The sequence below is a fragment of the Corallincola holothuriorum genome, assembly GCF_003336225.1.
In the GTDB taxonomy this organism is placed as follows: domain Bacteria; phylum Pseudomonadota; class Gammaproteobacteria; order Enterobacterales; family Neiellaceae; genus Corallincola; species Corallincola holothuriorum.
The window spans coordinates 143,031-169,171 of sequence record NZ_QPID01000003.1 but is presented as its reverse complement, the minus strand read 5'-3'; the positions used below and the strand labels follow the sequence as shown (position 1 = coordinate 169,171).

General features: G+C 50.6%; 19 protein-coding genes. 13 read left to right on the top strand and 6 right to left on the bottom strand.

All coding sequences use genetic code 11. The features are described 5' to 3' along the window. Positions 1-62: 62 nt before the first annotated feature. Complete coding sequence (locus DU002_RS06320; RefSeq protein ID WP_114337531.1) at positions 63-1,523, bottom strand: DUF3360 family protein; 1,461 nt, start codon at positions 1,521-1,523, stop codon at positions 63-65. Between the two features lie 412 nt (positions 1,524-1,935). On the opposite strand from DU002_RS06320, the gene DU002_RS06315 reads away from it, so the two are divergent. The 3 genes from DU002_RS06315 (at position 1,936) to DU002_RS06305 (ending at position 6,961) form a co-directional block, all read left to right on the top strand. Further along, on the top strand, positions 1,936-4,512 hold the full coding sequence (locus DU002_RS06315; protein ID WP_114337530.1) for a DUF294 nucleotidyltransferase-like domain-containing protein: 2,577 nt from the start codon (positions 1,936-1,938) through the stop codon (positions 4,510-4,512). A 180-nt stretch (positions 4,513-4,692) separates the two neighbouring features. Beyond that, positions 4,693-6,339, top strand: a complete 1,647-nt coding sequence (locus DU002_RS06310; RefSeq protein WP_114337529.1) for an alpha-amylase family glycosyl hydrolase — start codon at positions 4,693-4,695, stop codon at positions 6,337-6,339. A 157-nt stretch (positions 6,340-6,496) separates the two neighbouring features. Beyond that, positions 6,497-6,961 carry a hypothetical protein gene (locus tag DU002_RS06305; RefSeq protein WP_114337528.1) on the top strand — a complete coding sequence of 155 codons (465 nt, stop codon included), beginning with the start codon at positions 6,497-6,499 and terminating at the stop codon, positions 6,959-6,961. 74 nt (positions 6,962-7,035) lie between these two features. On the opposite strand, the gene DU002_RS19575 is transcribed toward DU002_RS06305, so the two are convergent. The 4 genes from DU002_RS19575 to DU002_RS06285 form a co-directional block, all read right to left on the bottom strand. Next, positions 7,036-7,551 (bottom strand): type II secretion system protein, encoded by a 516-nt coding sequence (locus tag DU002_RS19575; RefSeq protein WP_114337527.1) that lies wholly within the window; start codon positions 7,549-7,551, stop codon positions 7,036-7,038. A 158-nt stretch (positions 7,552-7,709) separates the two neighbouring features. After that, on the bottom strand, positions 7,710-9,479 hold the full coding sequence (locus DU002_RS06295) for a GlyGly-CTERM sorting domain-containing protein (RefSeq protein WP_147271791.1): 1,770 nt from the start codon (positions 9,477-9,479) through the stop codon (positions 7,710-7,712). Positions 9,480-9,714: 235 nt separating this feature from the next. Then, positions 9,715-10,785, bottom strand: coding sequence for a DUF4124 domain-containing protein (locus tag DU002_RS06290; protein ID WP_158537984.1), 1,071 nt, complete (start codon positions 10,783-10,785; stop codon positions 9,715-9,717). A 173-nt stretch (positions 10,786-10,958) separates the two neighbouring features. After that, the gene (locus DU002_RS06285) at positions 10,959-12,146 is read right to left on the bottom strand and encodes a BaiN/RdsA family NAD(P)/FAD-dependent oxidoreductase (RefSeq protein WP_114337524.1); all 1,188 of its coding nucleotides are present in this window, start codon (positions 12,144-12,146) and stop codon (positions 10,959-10,961) included. Between the two features lie 494 nt (positions 12,147-12,640). Here DU002_RS06285 and DU002_RS06280 point away from each other — a divergent pair, with 494 nt between their 5' ends. The 9 genes from DU002_RS06280 to DU002_RS06240 all read left to right on the top strand — a co-directional run bounded on the left by DU002_RS06280 (position 12,641) and on the right by DU002_RS06240 (position 24,120). Further along, complete coding sequence (locus DU002_RS06280) at positions 12,641-15,358, top strand: protein kinase domain-containing protein (protein ID WP_114337523.1); 2,718 nt, start codon at positions 12,641-12,643, stop codon at positions 15,356-15,358. Positions 15,359-15,373: 15 nt separating this feature from the next. Next, complete coding sequence (locus DU002_RS06275) at positions 15,374-15,685, top strand: FHA domain-containing protein (protein ID WP_114337522.1); 312 nt, start codon at positions 15,374-15,376, stop codon at positions 15,683-15,685. Continuing rightward, the gene (locus DU002_RS06270) at positions 15,682-16,440 is read left to right on the top strand and encodes a MotA/TolQ/ExbB proton channel family protein (protein ID WP_114337521.1); all 759 of its coding nucleotides are present in this window, start codon (positions 15,682-15,684) and stop codon (positions 16,438-16,440) included. The genes DU002_RS06275 and DU002_RS06270 overlap by 4 nt, the downstream gene beginning before the upstream one ends. 1 nt (position 16,441) lies before the next feature. Continuing rightward, complete coding sequence (locus DU002_RS19425; protein ID WP_199405179.1) at positions 16,442-17,176, top strand: FHA domain-containing protein; 735 nt, start codon at positions 16,442-16,444, stop codon at positions 17,174-17,176. Positions 17,177-17,178: 2 nt separating this feature from the next. After that, a complete protein-coding gene (locus DU002_RS06260) occupies positions 17,179-18,360 on the top strand; it encodes a PP2C family protein-serine/threonine phosphatase (RefSeq protein WP_114337520.1) in 1,182 nt (393 codons plus the stop codon). 10 nt (positions 18,361-18,370) lie between these two features. Next, the gene (locus DU002_RS06255) at positions 18,371-19,921 is read left to right on the top strand and encodes an FHA domain-containing protein (RefSeq protein WP_114337519.1); all 1,551 of its coding nucleotides are present in this window, start codon (positions 18,371-18,373) and stop codon (positions 19,919-19,921) included. Between the two features lie 4 nt (positions 19,922-19,925). Further along, the gene (locus DU002_RS06250) at positions 19,926-21,353 is read left to right on the top strand and encodes a trypsin-like peptidase domain-containing protein (protein ID WP_114337518.1); all 1,428 of its coding nucleotides are present in this window, start codon (positions 19,926-19,928) and stop codon (positions 21,351-21,353) included. 6 nt (positions 21,354-21,359) lie between these two features. Continuing rightward, positions 21,360-22,286, top strand: coding sequence for a vWA domain-containing protein (locus DU002_RS06245; RefSeq protein ID WP_114337517.1), 927 nt, complete (start codon positions 21,360-21,362; stop codon positions 22,284-22,286). A 223-nt stretch (positions 22,287-22,509) separates the two neighbouring features. Then, positions 22,510-24,120: a S1 family peptidase gene (locus DU002_RS06240; protein WP_114337516.1), complete on the top strand. Its 1,611-nt coding sequence runs from the start codon at positions 22,510-22,512 to the stop codon at positions 24,118-24,120. 77 nt (positions 24,121-24,197) lie between these two features. Here the strand turns inward: DU002_RS06240 and ftnA are convergent, their stop codons facing one another. After that, the gene (gene ftnA, locus DU002_RS06235; protein ID WP_114337760.1) at positions 24,198-24,725 is read right to left on the bottom strand and encodes a non-heme ferritin; all 528 of its coding nucleotides are present in this window, start codon (positions 24,723-24,725) and stop codon (positions 24,198-24,200) included. A gap of 216 nt (positions 24,726-24,941) precedes the next feature. Here ftnA and fabV point away from each other — a divergent pair, with 216 nt between their 5' ends. Further along, the gene (gene fabV / locus DU002_RS06230) at positions 24,942-26,132 is read left to right on the top strand and encodes an enoyl-ACP reductase FabV (protein ID WP_114337515.1); all 1,191 of its coding nucleotides are present in this window, start codon (positions 24,942-24,944) and stop codon (positions 26,130-26,132) included. Positions 26,133-26,141 lie beyond the last annotated feature (9 nt).

The following is a 26,141-nucleotide window of genomic DNA, read 5'->3' as shown; positions in this document are numbered from 1 at the left end:
GTCAAAGACTGCCCTCAAGGTCACCATTCAAAGTGAACTAGTTAACGCATTAATATTGCGCTCTAGTTACCAATCAGCGCTGGAATACCTGGCAACTGACCAACGACGGCCAGAGAGCCAACACAAACCACAAAGGCCAAACCAGGGATCAGATACTTATCTTTCGCTGACAGCTCTTTGGCACGCTCGTGATCACCAATCAGTCCCATATTATCCAGCAGCATGGTGGTCGCCCAACCGAATACCGGGTTAACAAAGGCACAAGCGAAAATACAGATACCTGCACTCAAAGAATCTTTATGTTTGTGGATCATCTGCATACCCGCTTCCAGCAACGGCAGGAATACACCCACAATCAGTGCCACACGCAGTACCGGCTCCCACATTGCCAGATCCATTGGGTAACCCAGCACTGCAGCAAGAATACACAGAATACCGGTCAGCAGCGCACCGCCAGGAATAGGGCGTTTGGCGATAGCCGCTGGGATCATATAGGTACCCCATGATGACGCCAGATTACCGCCTCCAAGGAAAGAACCCACGCCCTGACGGATCGAAGCGCCGACCATGGTGTCATCGACATCCATCAGTACGCCTTTTGCTTCTTTTGGATAGTTAAGTTCCTGAAACACTCGGTGACCGAGATAGTCCGGCGACCACATAGCCACAGCCAGCAATGCAAAGGGCATTACCGCAATAAAATGGTTCAGGGAAGGCCAGCCCAACTGCCAACCGGTATCTTCACCCCACCAGTAGAGCGGACTAAAGTGTGGCAAACCCGGCTCTGAAGAGAACGCGAAGTCTGCGCCAAGGCCAAAGGCAACAATACCAGCCAATGCAGAACACAGCGGGATCGCCAACCAACGCTTACCAATTTTCGCCAGGTAGGCATAAACAAGTACGGTTACGCCAATCACCGCGAAACCGATATAGCCCTGATCCGTCGACGATGCCCACGCCTCAGTCTTGTTAATCTGCCCCATCAGGCCAAATGCCCCGAGATAGATCAACAGACCCCCTCGGACCCCGACCCCGGTGAGGGTCATTAATTTCGAGCCCCCCTTGGTATAGGCGAGTATCAGACCAAACACGCACACCATAATACCCAGTGCCAGTGGATGCCCTCCGGCCGCTGCGATAAGCGGGATAAGCGGGATCATCGGGCCATGGGTACCTGCCAGATTGGCATTCGGGTTCAGGATGGCAGAGAACAGAATAACGAACAGTGCACCTGCGATGAGCAGTTCATAGCGCACGTTTTCAGCCACAAATTCCGGCGACAAACCAAACTCAGCAGCAAATGCCGCAACCATGGCCGCCACCATAACAACTTTACCAATGGTGGCCGCTAATGCAGGCACCCAATCTTCAATCTCGATACTGTAGTCGCGGAATGGCAAATGAATGCCCCAGCGACGAAAGCTCATAATTTTAAGATCGTGATTCAAAAACTCTTCACGGCTTTCGAAATCCTGCGCTTTGCGGCGCATGTCCCGATAAAATTTCTGTTTATCTTTCGACATCTACTTTCTTCCTATGCTTTTTGCGGGGCTGTAGAGCGGCGCATAAATACTCCAATTACGCTCTGTATGCCGATCTTCAACCGGCACGAGACGACATCCCAGACGCTACAGAACACCTTTAAAACCTGTTCGCTTTAAAGGAGGAAATTCATGGCTACTTGGCTATCCCCGCTGGGGATAAAGGGTGCAATGTGAACCCTATGTAACTTGTAATGTTAAAAATTTGTCACAGTGTACGAGTGCTAAAAGAAACTACTTTGATTTAGGTTGTTTTGTGGGCAGTTGAATTCTGTATTTTGAAAGGGGCTTGGCCGAGATGCTAAGCCGCGCACATTTCCCATGTGGTGGTGGTTATACTGACAACCCAAGGGCTATTGACCTGAATGCGTAGTGACTTGAGTAGTGGATTGATATGAAAATTTCCGAACATGCGGATCACACCGAGCAACTGTTTGGTATCAGAGCGGAAGATATCCATAAATGGATCGACGGCTTTTTCGATCATGATGGCTTTGACCATTATCTGCGCCAAGGCAAGATAATGAATTACGACCCCTACGATCACCGCCGCTTTCGCCACTGCAAAGAAGCACTGGCAGAGGCCTATCAGGAGTTTGGCGATAAGTACTCCCGTAGCCAAATTAAAAACGTGGTGGAAACCCACATCAAGGATGATTACGACGGCTACCTGCCCTCTCGTGCTGACTTTGAAAACGGCACCTTCACCGCAAAATATCACGATGCGATCCATGCCGAAGAGCTAAGCGCGATACTCGATGCCAATGAGTTAGCCGACTACTTTAACGGCATCCGCGATGACGACCTGCCCGGTAAAAGCTTTGTCAGTAGTTTTGGTTTTCGCATCGTCATGCCCACCATCTTGGCCATTCTGCTGTTTGTCACCGCAATTATATTTTTCATCGTACCGCTGGTTGAGGACTCGATGGAGGGGCAAAAACGGCAGATGATCAAAGAGCTGACCTCATCCGCCGTGAGCATTGTCGATAGCTATGTCGCCCTTGAGCAACAAGGGGAATTAAGTTTGGCACAGGCACAAAGTAAAGCCGCCAGTGAAATAGAAGCAATGCGCTACGGCGATCAGAACAAAGACTACTTCTTTATCACCGACATGCACCCGCGCATGGTGATGCACCCCTACCGTCAAGATCTTAAAGGCCAGGATCTTACCCACTATACCGACAGCGAAAGCACCAACGGCAAGCAGATCTTTGTTGAATTTACCAAGCTAGTCGAAGCGGAACAGGAAGGTTACCTGAAGTACCTTTGGCAGTGGAAAGATGATCCCGACAAAACCGCGAAGAAACTCAGTTATGTCCATGGCGTAGAAGAGTGGCAATGGATAGTCGGCACCGGGGTGTACTTTGATGACGTACAGAAGGCGATCGATAAACTTGAACGCGCGCTGTTCTCCACCTTCTTCCTTATCACCCTCGGACTCACCGCGTTTATGGGGTATATCATCACTCAGAGCCGTACCATCGATAACCGCAAAAGACGCGCCGAGATCGCCCTGCATGAAGCCAAAGATCGCTACCGCGCATTAGTCGAATCATCCAACGAAGGTTATATCCTCGAAGCTGACGGCGACATTCTCTACTCAAACAACCGCCTACATCGCATGGTGGGTTATACCGACGCCGAACTAAAATCAGACAATATCTGGCATCAACTTTTTCCTGACAACCAACAAAACGCCCGCGTATTACAGCACCTGTCGCTGTTATTTAGCCATGCCGCCGAGCCCGGCGAATTTGAAGCACAGCTACAAACCAAAAGCGGTAAACCGCTCGATATTATTCTCAGCTCAACCAAACTGTTTTTCTCTGAGAAACATGGCCATGTGATCTCGTTTCGTCCCATCACCCGCAAGATCTATGGCGGCGCCTATGGCTTGGTGAAACAGGTCAACGACTATCAGGGCCTAGCCAGCCGTATCGTCGAAGAGATAGAACAGAGCGACAGTCAGGGCCATGTCGTCGAATCGCTGAATCAGTTGCCAGAGCTGGTCCGAGAGATGATTGATGCAGGGTCGCGCCCCGACAATCTGCGCCGTGCCATCGGCAGCGCTTATGACGCCGCGATCTGCCGCTTTATCGATCTCTCCATCATCGAACTGGGTGAGCCGCCAGTGCCCTTCTCCTTTATCTCATTTGGTAGTAACGCCCGCCACGACATGACACTGTTTTCAGATCAAGACAACGGCATCGTATTTGAGGCACCGGATGACAATGACAGCCTAAAGCAGGTGCGCCGATATTTTCTGCATCTGGCAGAACGGGTCTGTGGCTTACTGAATCAGGCGGGCTACAGCTATTGCGAAGGGTTGATCATGGCCACTAACCACCAATGGTGTTTAACCGTAGAGGAGTGGCAGGCCAACTTCAGTGAGTGGATAGAGAACGCCACCCCCAGCACCATCCTGGAGCTGAATGTGTTCTTCGATATTCGTGCCACTTATGGCGAAGCCGCACTGGTCGATCAGATCCAGCAACATATTGTTGAGCAGTGCCACGGCAACGATGCATTTCTGCCGAACTACGCCAAAAACTGCCTCTCCTACAAAGTCCCGCTGAACGCCTCGCAACAGATCAAAACAGAAAACTATGACGGCGTAGCATCGGTCAACCTGAAAGAGTGCCTGCGGCCGATGGAGATCTTCTGCCGCATCTACGCGTTAAAACACGATATCCGCGAAGCCAACACCATGACCCGGCTAAAACAGCTGGCCACGAAACAAGAGATAGACCAAAACACTTTTCGCGAAATGGTCTATATCTTCGACCATATCTGGCACCTGCGCTTTATGAATCAAATCGTTGAATACACCGACCTGCGTAAGGTCAACGACGTATTAGCGATTAACGACCTCACCGAATTAGAGCAGCAAAATCTGCGTAATGTACTGATACGAATATCCCTGTTCCACGACAAAATTAATCATGACTTTTTTGGCGGTAGCACCAGCTAATTTTCGTCTCAGATAGAAAATTCAACAAAGATAACATGCGCAAGCCTAGGAATTCCCTCAAAGGCGCTAATCTGCCTAGGCTCACTTTAAAAATATTCTATAGTTATCGTGGCGTTATAATTAAAACAGGCGCACCGAAGTCTCTCACGATATTTTTAACATCAGCCACAGAGCCCTCTCATGACAAGAATCGTTCTCGTTCTGACAATGACCCTGATTGGTTGCAGCGCTCCAACATTTGAAAGCGTTGTTCCCAAAGAGACCACATCTTGGCAGGTAATAGCAGCGGATGCTGACATTCTCAATGAACAGGGCAAGATTGTCGGCAAAGCCAGCTCTGACGCTAAAACAACCATTATTTTACCAGCTGACTATACCGATAGATTATGGCTGGGCGACGCCAACGAAGAGGCTCGAGCGGTTAAGCTAGGACAGAATAACCTCAAGATCCGCCCGTTTGATCATCTCATTATCTACCACATCATGGTCGGATACTTTGCTAACGCTGAACCTGACAATGACCGAGCCGGGTTATCCCATTGGGTTGGACCGAATTATGCCGGCGGTGATCTTCAGGGGGTACTGGGAAAACTGGATTATCTTGAGAAACTGGGGATAAACGCTATCTGGCTAAGCCCCACCTTTCCTAGTTTTACATCCCACGGCTATGACCCCGCCAACTACTATGGCGTCAATGGTGCGCTTGCGTATCCGGGAGATCCAACCAAGAGCCTCGCCTTACTTAAGCAAATCATCGATGGTGCACATCAACGGGGAATAAAGGTTTTACTGGATCTTCCGCTAAATCACGGCGCCACGAATTACGATTTTGAGAATGGTGATCCTAAAGGTTTTCGCCCTAAAACCACCGGAAACCGCCAGCCAGAAGAAGTATTTTTTGACAGCATCGGTGCCAACTTTGGCTACTGGGATGAAAAAGATCCCAATACCCGGCGCTTTCTGAAAGATGCCGCACGTTTCTGGCTGGAGGAATTCGATGTTGACGGGTATCGATTGGACTATGTGTTGGGGATGGAAAAGAGTTTCTGGGCCGAGTTATATCAAGAGATCAAAGCCAGCAAACCTGACGCCTTTGTCATGGGCGAAGTTTGGTTAGACAACCATGCTGCCCCGACAGAGCTAACAAAACACTACCAACCGATTGACGGTATTGGCCTGCAATACGACTCACTGATCGAATTTCCAACTCGGTATGCATTCGAGCAAGTATTTGCGGGGGGACGTTCATTAACTATCTTGGAGGACTACCTCCAATCAACCAGCGCTGCCTACCCTAATACCGCGCAGCCAGCCTGGTTTTTGGATAATCACGATATGCCGCGCTTTACGGTATTTAACAACGACCCGAGACGGTTGTCAGCGGCAGTGAAATTTATCTCCGCGCTCAGCGGGCCAATGATCATCTATTACGGCACAGAAACCGCTCTGTCTCATGCATACCTGCCTGACATGCATGCCAGTCGTGTCCCCATGCCTTGGGATAACCTGAATGAAGAGATGATCAGAGAATCTCAGGAGATCTTTCATACGCGACGACAACACCCCGCACTTTACCGAGGTGGTCGCCTTCCACTTTCTGTCACCGATGACTTTCTGGTCATGGCTAAAACAACGCCCGAAGAGGTTGTATTGGTAGGCGTCAACCTGACAGATAGACCGATTGAGATTCAGCTTAACTTGGGCACTTTAGTGGATAGCAAACCCAACATCAGCGAATTAGCAGGAAAGAGTCTGTGGCAGCTAGATCAGCAGAACCTAAACTGGACGCTCCCTCCCATGGGAACACACTTTCTGCTGGCCAAGTAATCCTCGTTCATCGAGAGGAAGTCAGAAAAAGCGAAGACAACGCCATACCCAGTTAAAACAGCTGGTACGAATACCACTGTTGCACAACAAGATTAATCAGTTTTTTGCTGGCGGGGCGGTTACGTAGAGACATCACACCTCGCACATAAGGATTAAAATGAAGCTTTTAAGCTGCCTAATAGCCATCCTGCTTACCCTCTGGCTACTGTTCTCCAGAACAGATAGTTATTTAATTTCGGGCAGTGATGCCATTGACTTAACTTACAAGTTCCCATTGTCCGTAGTTGTCATATTGACAGTGTTAACTTGGATCTTTGGTGTGGCACTGTTAGCTGTGAAACACAAAAGTAAGCAGCTAATAGCGCCAACTGTTATCATTGCAGCAACATTACTATTGACGTCTCAAGCGCTTGTTAATTCGGGGAAAAGACAGCAATTAGAATACTATGTGGCGGGCATTCCCATCAGCACGATCCAGTATGATCCCTCTGCTGACCATACTATTCTGGTCAGTGCTCAGTTTGGCCTGCTGTCGTCGATCACTATGCAGCAACAATCCATGACCATAGCCACTGGCATTTGCCCCCTCTGTATGAATTTATCGGACCTTGAACAAGACTAATGTAAATGAGAACAGCACCGGTGGCTTTAAGCCTTTCGATGCCCTTCTTGAAGTGTGTTAGACCAGAACTAAGATCAGCAGCCGCTGGTATCCACCACGATGGTGTAGGTATCATCTACACCGTCGGTACCTCGGGGTTCTATATAGCGGACAAAACAGGGGTTGGCGTCGTCTTCTAGGTTATAACCGATACGAACATTGGAGGAGTTAGAGTCCAGGTTGCAGGTGTCGCCACTGCCGTAGCAGACTTCCAGATCAGGATCTAAATCCAGCGTGTCAATAAGACCACCATCATTATCACCATACGCTTCCGGATAACCGACTTTAATTTCGATGTCGGTGCCACTGTATTCGATAGTGACATCTCGCAGTTCTTTTTCGACGTTATCGATAGCCGCTTTCGAATAGACAAAATCTGCAGAGGACTCAATGGCTGCTTTTATCCCCTGCACCGCACTCGCTTTTGCGTCACCTTGCAGGTCGAGAAATTTTGGCGCCGCCGTAACCGCAAGAATACCCAGAATGATGATCACCACCACCAACTCTATCAAGGTGAAACCGGTCTGACGCGGGCTGCCAAAACTCACCATTTTACAAAGCTCCTACCATTCAAATGTCTTCATTAGATGAACCTTAGCGCGTAATAGATTCACGCTCAAATGTGAGCATAGGAAGTGAGGCTGAGTGCATACCGCTTAAAATAAGGAAGGTGCTAAAAAGCACTTTCCTTCGTTACGAGTATTTCTACCTAAACACGGATCTTCCTGCGCCAGGCTGCAGCCATCATTAGCAGCAACCAGCCAGCATTAATCGCACCGCCACCGCCGGAGCTGTTGTCCACGCCATCAATATCGTCCGGCTCTGGTTGGGGATCCGGTAATTCAGGTGTGTCCGGTGCAGAGTCATCTGGCTGTTCAGGCTCTTCTGGTGCTGGCGTAGGTATTTCTGCAGCGTCAACCCGCACCATTAAATCAATTTGGTTATTGGTGCTGTCTTTATCTATCTGCGCCTGCGTTGAGGTTGCACTTATTGGGTATGTTGCCGGCGCCAACGGTGCTACTAAAGTCAACGTGATACGTTCCATCGCAGTGGGCACAAACCGATCAATAGTGCACAAAATATCTTCTCCTGCCGCATAGCTGCAATCCGTACCGCTGCCTGAAATAGTCGCGTCAGTCACCGCAAACTCTCCAGCATCGATGGTAATCAACGCATCATGAGCGATAGCAAGGCCCAAATTCTCGATATCAAGTTCCAGTTCGATAGACTCACCTGCAGTTACAACCTCAGCAATATCTACCTGCAGCTTCATATCAACAGTCAGATCTAACACTGCTAAGCCACCATTTGTAGAACCCAAAATCTGTTGTTTATTATGACTAAAGTCCAGCATCTCCATCTGAGAGAACATGTCATCTGGCACACCTGATTCACCATCGAAAGCCGCGTCTCTATAGGTTAATTCACCCGTATTAACATCCCGGGTCCAGACCTGTATGTCATCAGAGCACGCATCCACCACATAAAAAAGTCGGCCATTTTCACTGAGTTTGGGCTTATTAGTGCAGTAAAACCTCGGGTTGGGATGAGAATCTGGCAGTTCATCGAAAAAATTACTGAGTGACACCGAGCGGTCATCCGCAATACGGAAATGAAGAAAGCGATCATCCCAAGTAGAGCCGTATAAGTCATTACCATCTGGGCTAATAGCAAAATCAGTAATTTCGTCATCATTGAACTCATCAATTTGACTGCCATCGGTACTACCAGCAACGCTCAAAACACCTGTGCTTTCATCGCGCTGCAGCCAAAAAATATGATGGGGATTCGTTGTCAGATATAAATGCGTCTGATCACCTGACAACTCAATATCCCAGATCCTCTCGCTACGCCAAAATTCATCGGTAAGATGCTCACTCATGATGAGTTGTATTCGAGACAGTTTACCGTTGGCAGCTCTGCTCAAGGTATATATATGACCATCAGCAACGGCAACGTACATATTTTTGCCATCATCCGACAGCCTGTAGAAATACTCACTAGAGGAGTGTTCAAAATCGTCAAATAGCTGATTAAACGTGAGCGTTCCTGTTTCAGCATTGATGTCATAAACAAAGATAACATCTCGGAAGTTGTCCCCCTCATTCGTATGGCCCGGCACATAGAGGTGCAGCCCATCAGCAGAGATGAACATACCATCATGCGGAGAGACCCCCGAACCGTCAGTGGTATCGTCGTTAAGGGTATTCAAAATAGGTGTAAGCTCGCCAGTTTCCTCATTTCGGGAAAATGACACCAACGCTTTATTACAAAACGAGCCAGCATAGGCAAAACGACCATTGGGAGTAACGACTGCTCCCTGCATGCAGCGCATGTTTTCAAATCCATCGCCATCATCCGGCGTTGCAAATTGAACAACGCCAACGGCCGCCTGACTCACGCCAACCATCAGTATTGCAGTAGAAAGGAACGTCCCAGTGAGGGTATTAATAAGTGAATTGAAATTAAAAGAGTTCAATTAAACCTCCATGTCATATTTATTGGTAAGTCGATCCAGCAAGGATTTAAACTAACGATTGAACGTTATCCGTTGTCCTTTTCGGATATTGCTCAATGAAACGCGAAGCCTAACAAAATAGGGCAAAAATAAAAATTAATAATCCCAGTACATTACATATTCGCCCCCACCATGAGGTGAGTCTGTCGCGTCTAACACCAAAAACTCCTAGAGCAATACAACAGAATAGTCAGATTCAATAACGGTGTGCTGTTAACGTGTTCGTTCTCAACCAGTGATTGAAAGTGCGTTGCATCTGGCTGATCGGCACCCCGGTGACTCGCTCAAGCTGCGCGATATCCAACGTGACATCGCATCGATCCGCTTTTTCCTGCAGCAACAGTTGCGCAAGCCATTGCTCCCGTGTGGGATCGTCCATCAGAAAGTAGATAAATGCCCAGCTAGTCCCATAGAAATCTTTACTGCTGCTGCCGTAAAACTCTTGATGCGCTGTGTTTAGCAAAATATGCAGAGGCACAGGACTAAATCTGAGACCCTGCTTCGAACGCCAATCAGGGCTTGGGCTCACCTCGGCATACTGCATTTTAACCTGCAAGTTTTCCAAGTATTCTGATAGACCTTCCGTTAACCATGGCCCGGTTTCGCCAATCAGCCCGGAAGTGATGGAATGCACGGCTTCATGCACCGCCGTTTCTGTGGTTTGTTGCTCACCTAAATAGAGTAAGACTGACTCGTTGCGGCTGGGCGAATAAAACCCCGGCGCATCGGCGGCAACAGTGGCTTGGATAGAGCGACGGTAGTCGGCATAGTGCGCCGAGTTGGCGAACACTTGCATATTCACAGCGATCTTTCGCAACTCGCCTTGGCCCAATAACGAACGATAAAACAAAAAGCTCTTTTTGATACGCGCCCGCAGCTGATCCTTAAACATCTTATGAACACCGTGGGTCTTGAGATCTAACAGGTAATAGTCCATCTCATCACCCGTCGACAACTTGATCTGTTTGGCTTCGCCACCACCAGCACGCTTATCGGAATAGTGAGTCACACCATTGTCATCCACCCAGGTAAATAAACTTAGCGTGGGTTTCTTTGCCACCTCCCCCAATGTCTGATCAATACATTCACCACGGCGCTGATAAGGAATGTGGCGCGTTTCGCCTCGGCCTAAAAAGGTACGTTGCGGTGCCGATACAGTTTGCCCAATTAACTCAGGTTGTGGCGCTTCAATCGCTTCTTCGACGGGAAATTGAACGATCAATAGTTCGTAGGTAGTGCGCAGCGAATGAACGACTTGATCAGGCAATATGTGGCGGTACCTGTCCGGCTTCAATGCAACAGCCAGCGCCCCGACAAGGAGGGCACATAGCAATAGAAGGCTTAAAGAGTACTTAGGCTTCATTCAGCTAAAACAATATCTGATTCAATGGTATGCCTGCCAATTTGCAGTCCATGCCAGAGACTATGGCCTGCGTACAATTATGCATACTGCCCCGCCAACCAACCGGAGCTCCATGCCCATTGGAAGTTAAAGCCCCCGAGCCAGCCCGTCACATCCACCACTTCACCGATAAAATACAAGCCGTCGACGTTTTTTGCTGCCATAGTTTTGGAGCTCAAACCGTTGGTATCCACACCGCCCAAGGTGACTTCGGCAGTACGATAACCTTCGGTGCCGCTGGGGATCACCTGCCATTGATGCAGCACGGTGTTTAGTTGTTCGCGCAGTTTATTACTGAGTTGACCGATGGCAGGGTTAGGCAGTTGGTGCAGTTTGATCCAGGCTTCAACCATGCTTTTGGGGAATTTTCGCGCCAGCGCATTTTTGAGGGTGAGTTGCGGCTGAGTTTTCGCCTGCTCCAATAGCCAATCAATCAGCGATTCTTGCGGCGACAGATCAAAGGTGACCGCTTCGCCCGGTTGCCAGTAGGAGCTGACCTGCAACACGGCAGGGCCAGACAATCCGCGATGAGTAAATAGCAGAGCTTCTTTAAAGCCGGTGCCATCTTTAGCCGTGGCATAGCTGTCGACACTGACACCACTTAATTCCGCCAACACCTCTTTCTGCTCTGGTTGCAGAGTGAAAGGCACCAAGCCCGCACGGGTAGGCAACACGTTAAGGCCAAATTGCTCAGCGATTTGATAACCCAGAGGCGTGGCGCCTAGCTTGGGCATCGACAGGCCACCGCAGGCCACCACCAGCGATGTGCAAGCCAACTCTCCTTGGCTGGTTTTCACCAGAAAGCCGTTATCCAACTTTTCCACACCCAGGATCTCGGTACGCAGCTGCACCTTCACGCCGGCGTCATCACACTCTTTTAGCAACATATCGACGATTTGATGGGCGCTATCATCGCAAAACAGCTGCCCCAGAGTTTTCTCGTGGTAGGCAATACCGTGCTTATCCACCATGGCGATAAAGTCCCATTGGGTATACTGCGCCAATGCAGACTTACAGAAATGAGGGTTCTGGCTGAGGTAGTTAGCTGGTTCAGCATACATATTGGTGAAATTACAACGCCCCCCGCCGGAGATAATGATCTTACGCCCTGCTTTTTTGCCATGATCAAGCAAACGCACGCTGCGACCACGCTTGCCGGCCTCGGCAGCACACATTAAGCCTGCCGCACCAGCGCCAATTACTACTACATCTACATTCTCTGTCATCGGGTTTGCTCGATTATCGCCATAGGGGCAGGTTAAGCCGCTGCACGCTGTTCAACGCCTATTTTACGCAGCTTTTGCACTGAGCGGTAATGGTTCACTGCAGACAGCAACGGCCAGATAGAACCGACAGAAAGTCAAAAGACGTCGGCATTGCCCCAGTTGGCGCAGGCTGTCGTTAAACGCTAAGTGGCAAAGTCAGCGCCAGGCTGATTGGCAATTCATTACGAATCAGCCTATTGGGATCACAAAATTACGCATCGACTAACGTCTTGATATCTAATCAGGTTATAAATAATTGATGTGGCGCAAAAGCTGAATGTTAGAAAAAACTAACGCCAACGATTGGAAAGCGGTGATAGATAGCGCAAAATACAAACAATTTAACATCACATTAACCTTTTCAATTCCGTCAGTGGCCATACTCATGTCACATGCGTTGAGTGAAAAGTTAATCCAGATTTTCATCATTTTTAAAGTTAAGGTTGCGCGACAGCATGGATCATATTCACGCCTTACCCAATGGCTTCCAGCTCGATAACTATCGTATTGAAGGCATACTTGGCCACGGTGGTTTTGGTATTACCTACAAAGCCGTTGATGTTTATCTTAATAAAATCTTTGCCATCAAAGAGTTTTTGCCAAACGAATTTGCTGTCCGTGCGGGCGACACTGTTGCGCCCAAAAGCCAACAAGATGCCGATGATTTCCAGTGGGGCTTAGATCGCTTTCTGCAAGAAGCCCAGGTATTGGCGCGCTTTACTCACCCTAACGTCAACCATGTACACCGCTTTTTCCAGGCGCACGGCACCGCTTACATGGTGCTGAATTATGAAGAGGGCGATACCCTTTCCCACAAGCTGCAAGCCACGCCTAAGCTCAGCACTGCCGAGATCCAACGCTTGCTGTCCGACCTCACCAGCGGCCTGCGCCAGGTACACCAAGCCGGTATGATCCACCGCGACATCAAACCGGGCAATATCATTATCCGCCCTGATGGCAGTGCCGTATTACTCGACTTTGGCGCCGCCCGACAAGCGATCGGTAATCGCTCCGGCCGTGTTACCCAGATCTTAACCCCCGGCTATGCGCCTATTGAGCAGTATGCCGAGTCGATGGATCAGTTGGGGCCATGGACAGATATCTACGCATTGGGCATGGTTGCTTATCGCGCTGTTACCGGGTTCGGTGATGACAAACTAATGGATGCGGTGAGTCGCTCTCTGACCGCGTCACGGGGTGGCCCAGGAATGCCATCAGCGACCTCCCTTAGCCAAGGGGAATATCCCGCAGAACTATTAGACGGTATCGATTGGGCGATCGAGGTAAATGAGAACCAGCGCCCGCAAGCTGTCGAACTCTGGCAGCATAAATTGGGCTTAGTCGGTGAGCCAGCATCATCCTATGGCCAGCCCAACGGGCAGCCATCAGATCCAGCGGCAACCGTCGTCATGGGTTCACCGTCAGCGTCTCCTACACCATCGCAACCGGCCCAGCCATCGCCTGCCAAACCGGCGCCATCTCCGGCCCCTGAGCCCGCGCCAGGCAATAGTGGTGGCACCATGAAAACACTGCTGATCCTATTAGTAGGTATCAGTGTTGGCGTCGGTGGTTACTTCATTGCTCAAAGCCAGCTCAAGCCTATTGTTAATGGTGGTGGAAGCCAAATCGTTGACACCAAAACCGCAGGCAAAGAGAGCAAAACCAAAGTGACCGCCGATAAAGGTCCGCTGCAGATCACGCTAAATCCTAGCTCAGCCAAGGTAGTGTTCACAGGCACCGGTCGCTTATACAGCAAAGGGATGACGCTACCCTACGGCAAATATGAAGTGAAGGTGTCAGCCGACGGCTATGAAAGCAGCACACGGACCCTAGATCATCAGGAGCATGGCTCACCATCAGTGAACTTAAGCGCGGCAATTTCAGAATTCGCCTTTACCGTAAAACGCCAGCCTGCGGATGCCAGGGTGCGCATTTTAAATATTGGCCCAGCCTATAGCGATGGTATGTTGCTTGCGCCCGGTAAATACCGCGTTGAAGTGAAAAAAGCCGGCTACCGTACACATACGGGTTGGCATGAATTTACGCCGAAAGCCGGGGATACAGGACCAACAGTCACCCTAAAACGTGGCGGCTTCATCGTGGATGCTTCCGGCAAAGGCGATTACAGCAATCTGGCTTCCGCCATTGCCGCAGCCAAATCCGGAGACACGCTCTTAATCCGCCCAGGCACCTACACTGGCGCGTTTAATTTAAGCAAAAAAATCAAGCTCAAAGGCGACGGTAACCGTAGTCAGATCGTGGTGACATCAACCACGGACAACACCTTTACCATCTCTGGCGATGCCACTCTGGACAATCTGACCATACGTTATACCGGTAAAGTAGATAACCAAAATGCCCTCTGGATCACTGGTGGCTCGCCGACGATCACCAATTGTGACCTGAGTAACGGCCACTCTACTATCTTGGCAGCGAAGGGCACGGCCAATCCAACGGTCACAGACAACTACTTCCATGGCACACCATGGAATGCCGTTAACACTTACGGTGACACCCGCGGACTCTATCGCAACAACCACTTTAAAGGCCTTGAGCAGCCCGTGTTTGTGGTCAAAGATCGCGCAAGCCCTAAGGTGCAAAACAACCGTTTTACCGACAATAAAAGCAATAACTTCCTGCTTCGTGATGCCGCAAAAGGCAGCTTCGAAGGCAACGTACTCCGCGGCACGGGTGAATCCTTTGCCATCTCCATTGCTGGCACATCAACACCGACCTTTATTAGCACCGATGTGAAAAGCCCTGGTGGTCGCGTGTTTTTGGTGAAAGAACAAGCGCAACCAACTATTCGCAAGAGCAGCTTGACCGGGCTATCGGACTGGGGACTCTGGGTCGAAGGCACGGCCAGCCCACGGTTTGAAGAGAATGAGGTGGATGGCTTCGGACTCACGATATACGACACCTCAAGTCCGGTCATCGTAAACAACACTCTGCGCAATATCGGCGGGAATGGTATAAACATTCGCGAAGAGGCTCAGGGCATCTATCGTGGCAACAAGTTCTATAACGTCGGCTACGATGACGACAACTCATACCCCAGTGTCTATGTTCATGAAGAAGCGTCACCCACCGTCAACGGCAACCGCTTCTTTAAAGGCGGTTCCCAGGAAGTCTACGAAGCGGGTAAGAAAGCTAACGTCTACGACAACTATTGATTTAGGAGCTTAACCATGGCGATTCGAGCCTATAGCATTGGCCGCAGCGCTCACAACGACATCGTTGTTAATGACGCGTCAGTGTCTGGACGCCACGCCGAATTGGTACAGGCCGCAGATGGTCGACTGTATCTTTCCGATTGCCAAAGCACCAACGGCAGTTTCGTTGATAATAATGGCCAGTGGCAGCCGCTGGTCCAAAGCTTTATTGAACCGCAACAAACACTACGCTTAGGGAATATCACCATCACAGCGCAGCAGTTGTTACAGCAACTCAATGGCAGTGGGCCTAAGCGTCACCCCGGTACCGGAGAAGTTTACTCTTGAACCGCAAGGAGTATTGGCTCTACTGCCTGTGTGCAGCGGTAGTTCTTATACTACTGCTCTCCTTTGCCTTGCCAACAGGCAGTAATGCAGCGGCACTGTTGCTTGATCGTGAAAGCAGAGTACTACCGTTTCCGTTCACCATCCCGGTGGTGATGTGGCTCGTGTTTGCCATCGGTATTGCCGAGCTTTGGTTCCGCTTAACCGCTGCCAATGAAGAACAGCAGCAGCTGGTCATGAAGTTGTTGCCGGAAGACCAGCAAACGATGTTGTTAGCTCGCGATTTAGGCGCGCTCTATCAGCGCCTGCAAACCATTGCCCCCCACTGTTTTTTACCGCGACTATTGCGCCGCGTTATTTTGCAATTTCAAAGCAGCGGTTCGCTGGCGCAAGCCAACACCATTTTCAATTCGAGCCTCGAACTTTATCAACATGAAATTGACCTGAGATACAACGTGGTTCGTTACATCAGTTGGCTGATCCCGACGCTGGGTTTTATCGGTACCGTAGTCGGTATCGCGCTTGCCCTCAGTGATGCCGGTGCAGCGCCCAAGTTTGACGATCCTGAACTGCTGAAACAGGTGACCCTTAGCTTAGGCTTAGCTTTTTACACTACGTTACTGGCTCTGGTGATGTCTGCCGTGCTGGTACTGTTAACACACATTGCACAAGGGCGCGAAGAGCGCGCTCTGAACCTATCTGGACAATACTGTCTGGACAACCTCATTAACCGACTTTACGAACGTCAGGGGGAATAACATGCCCGTCTACAGAGATCAAAATGGTCGCATTATCGATAGCCCAACCCAACAGGCCAGCAATCCGCTAGAGCAGCCTACTCAGGTCGTCAGAGGCTCAACACCCAAACCAGCACAAGCGACCCCTGCCAGTCCATTAGATGCGGCAACCACTGTCAATCGACCAAGCGTCACCCCCGCCGCACCATTAGCAGGGCAAAATGTGGATACGCCGACATCTCGCACACCTCAAGGGCAAGTGCCACCCGCAGCCAGCCCATCCGACGGCGATCCTAAGACCCGTGTTTTTCGTCCTGGTCGTGCAACCACCGCCGCGCCAGCATCAACAGGTGAAGCCCAACCCGCAGCTGCTGCGGCAACGGCAGAACAAAGCAGTGATGCCATGGCAGATCCCTTAGCCGGTTGGTTAGTGATCACCGGCGGTCCAGGCATGGGCAATGCGTTGCGCCTGGGTTATGGCGTGAATGCTATTGGCCGCGACGCCGATCAGCGGATTGTCTTAGATTTTGGCGATGACCAGATCTCCCGTAAGCAACATGCGCTGGTCACTTACGATCCGAAAGGGCGTAAGTTCTATTTGCAGCATGGTGGCGGCACCAATTTGGTCTACATGAATGAAGCACCCGTGCTGACACCGACCGAGTTAACTGCTGGTGTAGAACTGATCATCGGTGCTACCGAGCTACGATTCATGCCACTGTGTGGCCCTGACTTCGATTGGCAAGAGAAGGCTTAACCATGGCGCTGACGCCCTTGATGGCTGGCGCCCAGATACAGGGCGCACGAGACTACCAGGAAGACAGTTTCGGTCACTGGTTGGTTAACGATGATGGCGACATGTTGCTGTTGGTAGCCGACGGCATGGGCGGTCACGCCGCAGGCGACACCGCCAGCTTGTTAGCGAAAGAGACTTTTCTCAATCACTATCAGAATTCAACCCCCGCGCCCGCAAGTGTGATGTTGCGGGATGCGCTCAATGCCGCCAATGGCGCGATCACCGAGCATATCGCGAACAACCCAGGTCACGAAGGGATGGGGTGTACCTTACTGGCAGCTTTAATCAGCGAGCAAGCAATCACCTGGGTCAGTGTAGGTGACTCTCCGATGTGGCTACTTCGTCACGGTGAGTTAAAACGGCTTAATGAAGATCATTCGATGTTACCCGTGCTTCAAGGCTTAGTAGAGCTGGGGCGAATGACCGAAGAGGAGCTGGCCAAAGACAGTCGACGTAACGCATTGCGATCCGCCTTATGTGGCGATCAATTGTCGCTCATCGACCAACCCAAAATGCCCGTTCCGCTGCAAGCCGGTGATCAGATATTGTTGGCCAGCGATGGCGTACAAACACTGTCGGACAAGGCGATTGCCGAACAGTTGTCTGCCCAAAGCAGTGATCCAGCAGCCGGAGTACGCCGGTTACTGGCGGCTGTTGATGCCGCCAACGCGCCGGGACAAGACAATGCCACGGCAGTGCTCGCTGAGATCCCCGCCAGTGCCAACACGCCACACCAACATAAACAAGCTAGCAGCAGTAAACTGCTCCCCGCTGTCGGTGCCGTGGTTGTTGCCGCTGTACTTGGTTGGTGGCTACTGACCCCCACCCCAGATTGTGGTGCCACCGACGAAATCTGCGCTGATCCAGCCAGTGAAACACAGCCAACAGCACCGGCAATAATAGAACCTGAAACAGCAGCCGACACCGAGCTAGTGGCGCCAGAAACTATCGAAATCACACCCGAAGTTGCACCAGAAGTGCCAGAGATCGTCCCTGAAAAAGGGCTCGAAGATAAGGCAATGGAACAAGCCGTACCGGAAGATGCTGATGACGCGATCCCGCTAGATAAGCCACAAGCCGTCCTCAAGGTGCCCAGCAACAGCGTGCCTCCAAAAGAGAACGCGCCTAAGAAGAATAACGAGTAATGGAAGCATAATGATGAAACGACTGCTCACCGCGATGTTTATCTCTCTCCTGTCAACAGCGGCTTGGAGTGCCGACATTCCCCACCAAGGTCTGTTAGATAGCAGCTTAAAACTGAAAGTTTATCTTTATGATGAGCCCAGAGCCGAAGCCACTGCCGTGGTATTGGCAACCGGCTATGTGGTGACCAGCAGCGATGCATTGGAAAAAGGCCAGCGGTTCGCTGTGGTGGACAGCAGTGGTGCCGAACTGGCGGCAGTGCGCGTCAATCAAGATGACAAATTGGCACTGACGCTGCTCAAGGTTGAGGGGTTGGATGCGCCGGCATTGGTTGTTGCCCGCCAGCAATCCGAGCAGGGCAGAGCCGTTGGCGCCTTAAGCCTAAGCAGTGACAAACGTGAACAGCCAACAAGTTTTCACTTTGGCATTGGCAGTATCACCGAACTGGTGAGTGACAAAGACAGTGGCCAGCGTTATATCAGTCACAACGTCAAGCTTACTGATTACTCTCACGGCGGCGCATTAATCAACAACTGTGGTGAACTGATCGGCATCAACGTACCTGATCCCGATGCCAGTATTTTCACCAGCAAAGAGGGGATCGGCTTTAGTGTTCCCCTCGCCCAAGTACAAACAATGAGCAAAGCTTACGCCACCACCACGGTAGCCAAAGAGATCTGTTTGTCGGCTGCGGAACAAGCCCGGCTTGCCGCGGAAGCTCTGGCCGACACCGAATCGAAACTGGCTGAAACCGAAAAGAGTTTAGGTGCCGAGCTCGATGCTTTGGAAACTGAGCGCAATGACCTGCAAAAGCAGCGCGAAGCCGAAGCGAAAAAGGCCGCCGAAGCGAAGAAGCTACTTGCTCAGCTGGAAGAGAAGCAGAAGCAACTAAAAGATGCCACCGCGGAAGAGAAGGCGGCATTAGGAGCTGAGATTGACGCACAAAAAGCGGTCGTTGCAGAAACGGCCGAGCGCGCTGCACAGCTAGAAGTGCAACTCACCGAACAACAAGCGGCATTAGACGCCGCCATTGCGAAGCAAGCAGAACAGCAACTTTGGTTGATCTACGGCGGTATTGTTGCCGGTGTCATCGTGTTGGCACTGATCATCATGCTGCAGCTACGTAAGCGTAAATCAAACCAACTGGTGCAACAGCAGCAGATGACAGCGGAAGAGTTACAACAGGCGCAACAAAATCTGGCCGCAAAGGCTGCACATGAACAAGCACTTGCCAGCGTCCCTGACCTATTGTTGGTTGGCCTCGAAGGTGAGGCCGCCAGTTTCGCTGTCAGGATCCAAGGCAGCAGCCTTGGGGCGGCTGTCGATGGTCTGGTGATCGGTCGCAGCCCTAACTCCAGTGAACTGGTCGTCACCCATAGTGAGGTTTCACGCCAACATGCCCGTTTAATCTGGGTGAGCCAGCAACTGATGCTGGAAGACCTGGCATCCACCAACGGCGTTAGCGTCAACGGTGTCCCGTTGACCGCACATCAACCGCACATGGTTCATGTCGGTGATCGCGTGCAGCTCGGTACGTTGGTTTTTGAATTAAGAAAGGCGTAACCAAATGCAGAAGTTACGAGTTCCCTTGCTCTTAGCCAGCGTGTTAAGCCTATTAGCACTGCCAAGTAATGCCGCATTAAAGCGTGTTGAAGAGCTGGAACGAGGTGTCGTGCGGATCGTCAACTTGATGAGTGATGGCACCTCCACAGGTACCGGCTCATTACTGAATAATGACGGTTACATCGCCACTAACCACCACGTTATCGAAGATTACGACGAGCTGTTCATCATCACCCATAATGATGAACAACGTATCGAAGCCGAGGTGATCATCGACTCACCCCAGCTCGATCTGGCCGTGATCCGAGTTCGTGGGATCCAGGGCAATCCGGTGGCGATCAACGATGGCAGCTTAGGTAAAACCAGCCAGGTGTATGCCTTCGGCTATCCAGGGATCTCGGATCAAGCACCAGGGGGACACGCTGCCGTACAAGCAACAGCTACCGAAGGCACTGTGAGTCGTGTCTACACCGGTTCCTGGGGCGGATCTCGCGCTTTGAAGATCGTCCAGCACGACGCCGCGGTAAACCCAGGGAACAGTGGCGGTCCATTATTAGATGCCTGTGGTCGAATGGTCGGTACCAATACCATGGCGATCAAAGCGCAAGCCGGTCATGGCGCGTTTTGGGCCTCCCATGCCTCTGAACTAACAGCCATTCTCAATAGCAAAGGGATCAGCTTTACCCGTGATACTTCAACCTGTGACACCAGTGGTGGTGCAGGTACCGATGCCAAAGCGAGAGAAGATGCTCTTAGCGCAAAGTCAGCGGCACAACTGGCAGAGCAACGCGCTAAAGAAGCGGAATTAAAGGCCGCAGAGCTTCGCACGCAGATGGATGAACAGCTAGGAGAACGGGATAAACAACTCAACTGGCTGATCGATAACGTGTTGTTGGCCGGGTCTATTATGGCCGGGCTGTTAGTGATCACCTTGTTACTCGCCGTCAAAGGTAATCGCCAAAAAGCGGCACAGGTTGTACATCAGGTGGTTGAACCATTAAGTCAACGCTTTCGAGGTTCTGCCCCACAACGACCAGCAACGACACCAAGCCACCAACCTGGGCCGACGCAGGTTGCCCAGCACGCAGTCGCAACACCAAACAATGGTGGTGGTCTGGTACTCTCTGGTTTCAAAGGCCACTCCGATAGCGTTTGCCTGCAGGTGACCTCATCACTGTTGGCTGACGGCAGCAAAGGTTGCAGTATTGGCCGTCATCCACAGCTGGTTGACCTGCTACTGGACGACAGTTCCGTATCCCGTCGCCATCTGCGGATCAGCCGTGGAAGCAATGGCTTTATGGTCGAAGATCTCAACTCAACCAACGGTACCCGGGTAAATGGCCAGCCGCTGCAGCCCTTCAAGCCAGTGCCACTTGCAGTCGATAGCCAGCTACAGATAGGGGACGTCAAACTCCTGGTCTCACTGGGATAATCACAAATGCAGCGCCGCAATCGCGAGATCAATATCTTCAGTATGTCGGCGCTGGATCTGTTTGCCTCCGGTATGGGGGCATTTATCCTCATCGCCATTCTGCTGTTCCCCTACTTCCCTCATACTGGCGACAGCGCCGACACCGAAGCGCTGAAAGTCGCACTGGACGATGCCAATGCCGCGACGGAGGAACAAGCGGCTGCCGTAGAAGCCTTGCAAGCCCAGTTAGCCGAAGCGCTCCGGCTGCTTGCGGAAAAACCGGAACCGACACCACCCACACCTGTGCCCCCCGTACCAATTCCTGTTCCAGAGCCAAAACCTCTGCCCGGCGCAAAAACCCAATTCCCGGATATCGATCTGGTACTGGTGCTAGATGTCACTGGCAGTATGGGCAGCGCGCTAAATGCGCTGAAACGTGAGATAGTCAGCTTCGTCAGGGTCACAGACAAACTTTCTTCTTCTATCGGCATTGGCATCGTCGCTTATGGCGACAGGCAATACCGTACGCCCGTGACCGTACAGCCGTTACTAAAGATTTCTGACTCACCGGCCAACTTCAAGCGGCTGAAACGCTTCGTGGATGCCCTTGAGCTAAGACATGGCATCGGTAAAGGCCGCAATGACGATACCCCCGAAGCGCTTTTTGCAGGATTAAAGCAGGCGGTTAACAGCCGCTGGCGCAAAGAGGTGGAGCAGCGGATGATTGTTATTATCACCGATGCCCCTGGCTATCCAGAAGAGCGTATGGCGACATTGAAGCTGGCGCGCAATTTCGTCAGCAGTAAAAAGAGCCGTATCTCTGTGCTGTTTGTCGACACCGACGAGTCAGTGCCTTTGGATCTAAAGGAGCTCGCCAGAGAAGGCAAAGGCAATGTGGTCGAAGGTGGTACCTCCCTCACCTCAGGTATATTGCAAGCGATCCTCATTGACTGAGCCCAGTCTGTTCGATTGAGTCGTCAAACTCACTCAGGTGCATCAACTCCCATTGTGTTGGCTGCCCTAAAACAGGCTCAAAACCGACATACGCATAAGAAATGTGAGTAAGTGTAAAAAGCGGGAACGACCATCACACATTATCATCAGAAAAATTAATTATCACTACTCAGATGTTACCCTGAACCTCTTGTAATTAGTTGAAAACAAGGAAGTAAAATATATGTTCCGCTACATTATTCCGGCAGCACTGGCCATGATCAGTGTCAATAGCCATGCCGTGGTTGGCGGCCAGACGGTGAGCGATCAAGATTGGCCTTATACCGTTAGCCTGCGCCAAATCGAAGACGCTGAAAACAACCTTCTTTCTGACCATCGCTGCGGTGGTGCCTATATCGGTGATGACCTTATTCTGACCGCGGCACACTGCGTTGAGCTGGCACCCGCTGACAACTCTGTTGCATGTATTGGTCACTCCGGCGACGCGGCAGAAAACAACTGCTTCAAGCTTTTCGAGTCGGTCGTTCATCCAGATTATGATGAGCAGCTCTATCTGGCAGACTTGGCCATATACAAGCTTAGGAATACATATAACGAGTTGGAGCTACCAGCTGCGACAATTATCACTGAGCAGCAAGATGCTCAAATACAGCCTGGTGATATTTTGCAAATTCTAGGGCTCGGCTCAACCAGCTACGAAGACTATATACCCGCTTACCAGCTGCAAGGCGCTGCAATATCGATCGCTGACGAGGCGACTTGTAACGATATTGCACAGGTCTCGGCACCAAGTGGATTTGATGCCAGCAACTACCTTTGCGGCGGCGAACAATTTAAGGGGCCTGCGCTAGGCGATAGTGGTACGCCTGCGTTTGTTCTTAAGGATGGGCAATATCAATACGCAGCATTAGTCTCTCATGGTTACAACTACATGGGTATCTTCACTCGACTGGGAGATCACCTAACTTGGATTGAACAGACAAAAGCAGCTCTGACGGATCCCGCTCCCCGACTGGAGGTTGGGCCAAGCCAAACTTGGTTCTTAAGCGATACACATCCGAAAATAGAACACACTCAGGTTATTACCAACCTCTCAGATGAAGAGAAGATCATTGAGAGTATCGAGTTAGCGTTTGAGAACGACATTGATCTGGTTGCTCATGATTGTTCAGTGCTTGCACCAGCAGAGAGCTGCTCAATCAATTTGGAAGCCAACCTGCCGGAAAATAACTACGAAAGAAACATCGTTCTGATAAGCACTGCTAGCCAAGGGCTGAGCTTTTTAGAACTTGAATCATACGCTGAAAGTATTGCGCCAGGTGTTGAAAACTGGGAACCCCCCTTCCAAGAATGGACTGTTGGCGACATCAATCGTTGGGCAGCCATTGAAGGCGGCATCCAAAACAAAGAGGTGTTAGCCGAGGACCGTTATCTAAGAGGTTCATTGATTGGTCCCGCTACGCTGAGCTTCTCTGCCGAAGTGTCGGGAGCCAGTAACTATACCCAGTTAAGTGTGACCATGGATGACAACATTGTCGCCAACTTCAGTGGCCATTGTTCTGCTGAATCGATGCAGATAGATATACCTGACGGTGAACACGTCATGGAATTTCACTTCAAGGACACGCTTATCGTTGAAGATGAATCGTCAATCACGCTCTCCGATTTCACTCTTCAGGAAGGAACTGGTGATACAGACCAACTGCAGTGCGCCTATCGAACAGGGACGCTTTTGACTTTGAGTGAAGGCGATGATACCAATGGAGGCTCGAACGGCATGTTTGGCATATTTTCGCTACTTGCACTGACCTTGATTCGCCGTAAATTTACTTGATGCAGTACAACAATCCAAACATAAAAAGGAGCCATTCGGCTCCTTTATTCAACTCAGTCTGCTGTACCTGAAATGGCTTAAGCACCCGGTTCCATAATTGAACCCGGCTTACCACCGCGGGCCATCGCCTGAAGATCTTTATCAATAAAGAACAGTAGCTTACGATCGTTATCCAGCAGATCGATTTTATCCAGAATACCTTTAAACAGCTTCTCTTCTTCATGCTGCTCTGCCACATACCACTGCAGGAAGTTAAAGGTGCTGTAGTCATGACTGGTAAAGGCCACGTGAGCCAGCTCGTTAATCGCGCTCGTGACTAAACACTCATGCTCATAGATCTTCTCAAACAGATCTTTCAGCGATTCAAACTCATGGGCCGGTGAAGCAATGCCGCCAATGATAGGCATGGCACCTGTTTCACTCACATAGGTGAACAGACGGTTCATGTGCTCCATCTCTTCGGTAGCATGCTCCCGCAGAAACTCAGCAGCACCCTCAAAGCCCTTATCTTCACACCATGCACTCATCTGCAGATAGAGGTTAGAAGAAAAGAATTCCAGATTAATCTGTTCGTTCAGCTTTTCGATCATCGGTTTCGCTAACACAGCTAAGCTCCTGTCATTATTCTGTACCGCTATAGTCTTATTCTCCGGTGGATAGCTTTTCAGATCAATGCGCTGTAATAATATTTTCTTATAATTCAAATCCTTGATAATACGAATAGCTCGCATTGCGGTTCGATGACCCACTCGCCGTTTAAATTAGGCGAAATAAGCAAAGCCCGCATATGCTTGGATCAGCTTTTAATGCCGGAGATAACCATGATTATCACCCCACAACTTGCAGGTAACGTTGCCCGTAGCTGTCACCCTATTGGCTGTCAGCAAGCACTGCAGGCACAGATCGATTATGTGCGAGCCCAAGGAGCGATCACCACGCCCAAGCGAGTATTAATCCTCGGTGCCTCCTCTGGTTTTGGCTTAGCAGCCCGTGTTGCATTAGCTTTTGGCGGTGGCGCGGATACCTATGGCATATCCTTTGAACGTGGGCCGTCAGAAAAAGGCGTTGGTTCCGCAGGTTGGTACAACAACTGCTATTTCCGCCAGGCTGCCGAAGCCGCGGGTCTGCAAGCGGCCAACACCATTGGTGATGCCTTTAGTCCCAAAGTGCAGGAGAAAGTGATCGCCGATCTGAAAGCGGACTTTGGCCAGATTGATATGGTTATCTACTCACTCGCCACTGGACGCCGAGATATTCCTGCCACAGGAGAAAGCTTCCGCTCAGTATTGAAAACCACAGGCGCACCGGTCGAAGGCAACACCATCAATCTTGAAGCCCAAGCGTTAGAATGGACCTCCATCCCAACCGCCACCAGCGAAGAGATCACTCACACCACCAAAGTGATGGGCGGTGAAGGGTGGCAAGAATGGATTGAGGCCTTGCTGGCTGCCGATCTACTTGCACCCGGCGCACAGACGCTGGCATTTAGCTATCTCGGCCCCGAACTGTCGGCACCAGTGTATCGTTTTGGCACCATCGGCGTCGCCAAAGAACACCTGCATGCCACCGCCAATCATCTCAATGAACAGTTACAGCAGACGGTCGGCGGCATAGCCTACCCTGTGGTGGCGAAAGCACTGGTTACCAAAGCAAGTGTGTTTATTCCGGTCATGTCCGTGTACTTGGCACTTCTGATGAAACAGATGAAAGCCAACGGCACCCATGAGGGTTGTATCGAACAATGTTATCGCCTGTTCGCCACTAAAGGTGCCGGACAACAGCCTGTATTAGATGAAGATCGCCAATTACGCTTGGATGACTATGAACTGGCACCATCACTGCAAGCAGAGATTGCCAAGATCTATCCAACAATTAATGGAGATAACTTTAAAGCGTTAACCGATTTTGACGGCTACCTGCATGACTTCATGGCACTGAATGGTTTTGATTTGGCGGGTGTAGATTATTCTGCAGAGGTCGATATGACCGAGATGGCGGCACTCAAGCCTTAATCAATAGCG

Coding starts and splice junctions, on each gene's coding strand:
- DU002_RS06255 (WP_114337519.1), top strand. CDS start 18,371: ATGATGAAACGACTGCTCACCGCGATGTTTATCTCTCTCCTGTCAACA.
- DU002_RS06320 (WP_114337531.1), bottom strand. CDS start 1,523: ATGTCGAAAGATAAACAGAAATTTTATCGGGACATGCGCCGCAAAGCG.
- DU002_RS06245 (WP_114337517.1), top strand. CDS start 21,360: ATGCAGCGCCGCAATCGCGAGATCAATATCTTCAGTATGTCGGCGCTG.
- DU002_RS06305 (WP_114337528.1), top strand. CDS start 6,497: ATGAAGCTTTTAAGCTGCCTAATAGCCATCCTGCTTACCCTCTGGCTA.
- DU002_RS06280 (WP_114337523.1), top strand. CDS start 12,641: ATGGATCATATTCACGCCTTACCCAATGGCTTCCAGCTCGATAACTAT.
- DU002_RS06240 (WP_114337516.1), top strand. CDS start 22,510: ATGTTCCGCTACATTATTCCGGCAGCACTGGCCATGATCAGTGTCAAT.
- DU002_RS19575 (WP_114337527.1), bottom strand. CDS start 7,551: ATGGTGAGTTTTGGCAGCCCGCGTCAGACCGGTTTCACCTTGATAGAG.
- DU002_RS06260 (WP_114337520.1), top strand. CDS start 17,179: ATGGCGCTGACGCCCTTGATGGCTGGCGCCCAGATACAGGGCGCACGA.
- DU002_RS06285 (WP_114337524.1), bottom strand. CDS start 12,146: ATGACAGAGAATGTAGATGTAGTAGTAATTGGCGCTGGTGCGGCAGGC.
- DU002_RS06315 (WP_114337530.1), top strand. CDS start 1,936: ATGAAAATTTCCGAACATGCGGATCACACCGAGCAACTGTTTGGTATC.
- DU002_RS06310 (WP_114337529.1), top strand. CDS start 4,693: ATGACAAGAATCGTTCTCGTTCTGACAATGACCCTGATTGGTTGCAGC.
- fabV (WP_114337515.1), top strand. CDS start 24,942: ATGATTATCACCCCACAACTTGCAGGTAACGTTGCCCGTAGCTGTCAC.
- DU002_RS06275 (WP_114337522.1), top strand. CDS start 15,374: ATGGCGATTCGAGCCTATAGCATTGGCCGCAGCGCTCACAACGACATC.
- DU002_RS06250 (WP_114337518.1), top strand. CDS start 19,926: ATGCAGAAGTTACGAGTTCCCTTGCTCTTAGCCAGCGTGTTAAGCCTA.
- DU002_RS19425 (WP_199405179.1), top strand. CDS start 16,442: ATGCCCGTCTACAGAGATCAAAATGGTCGCATTATCGATAGCCCAACC.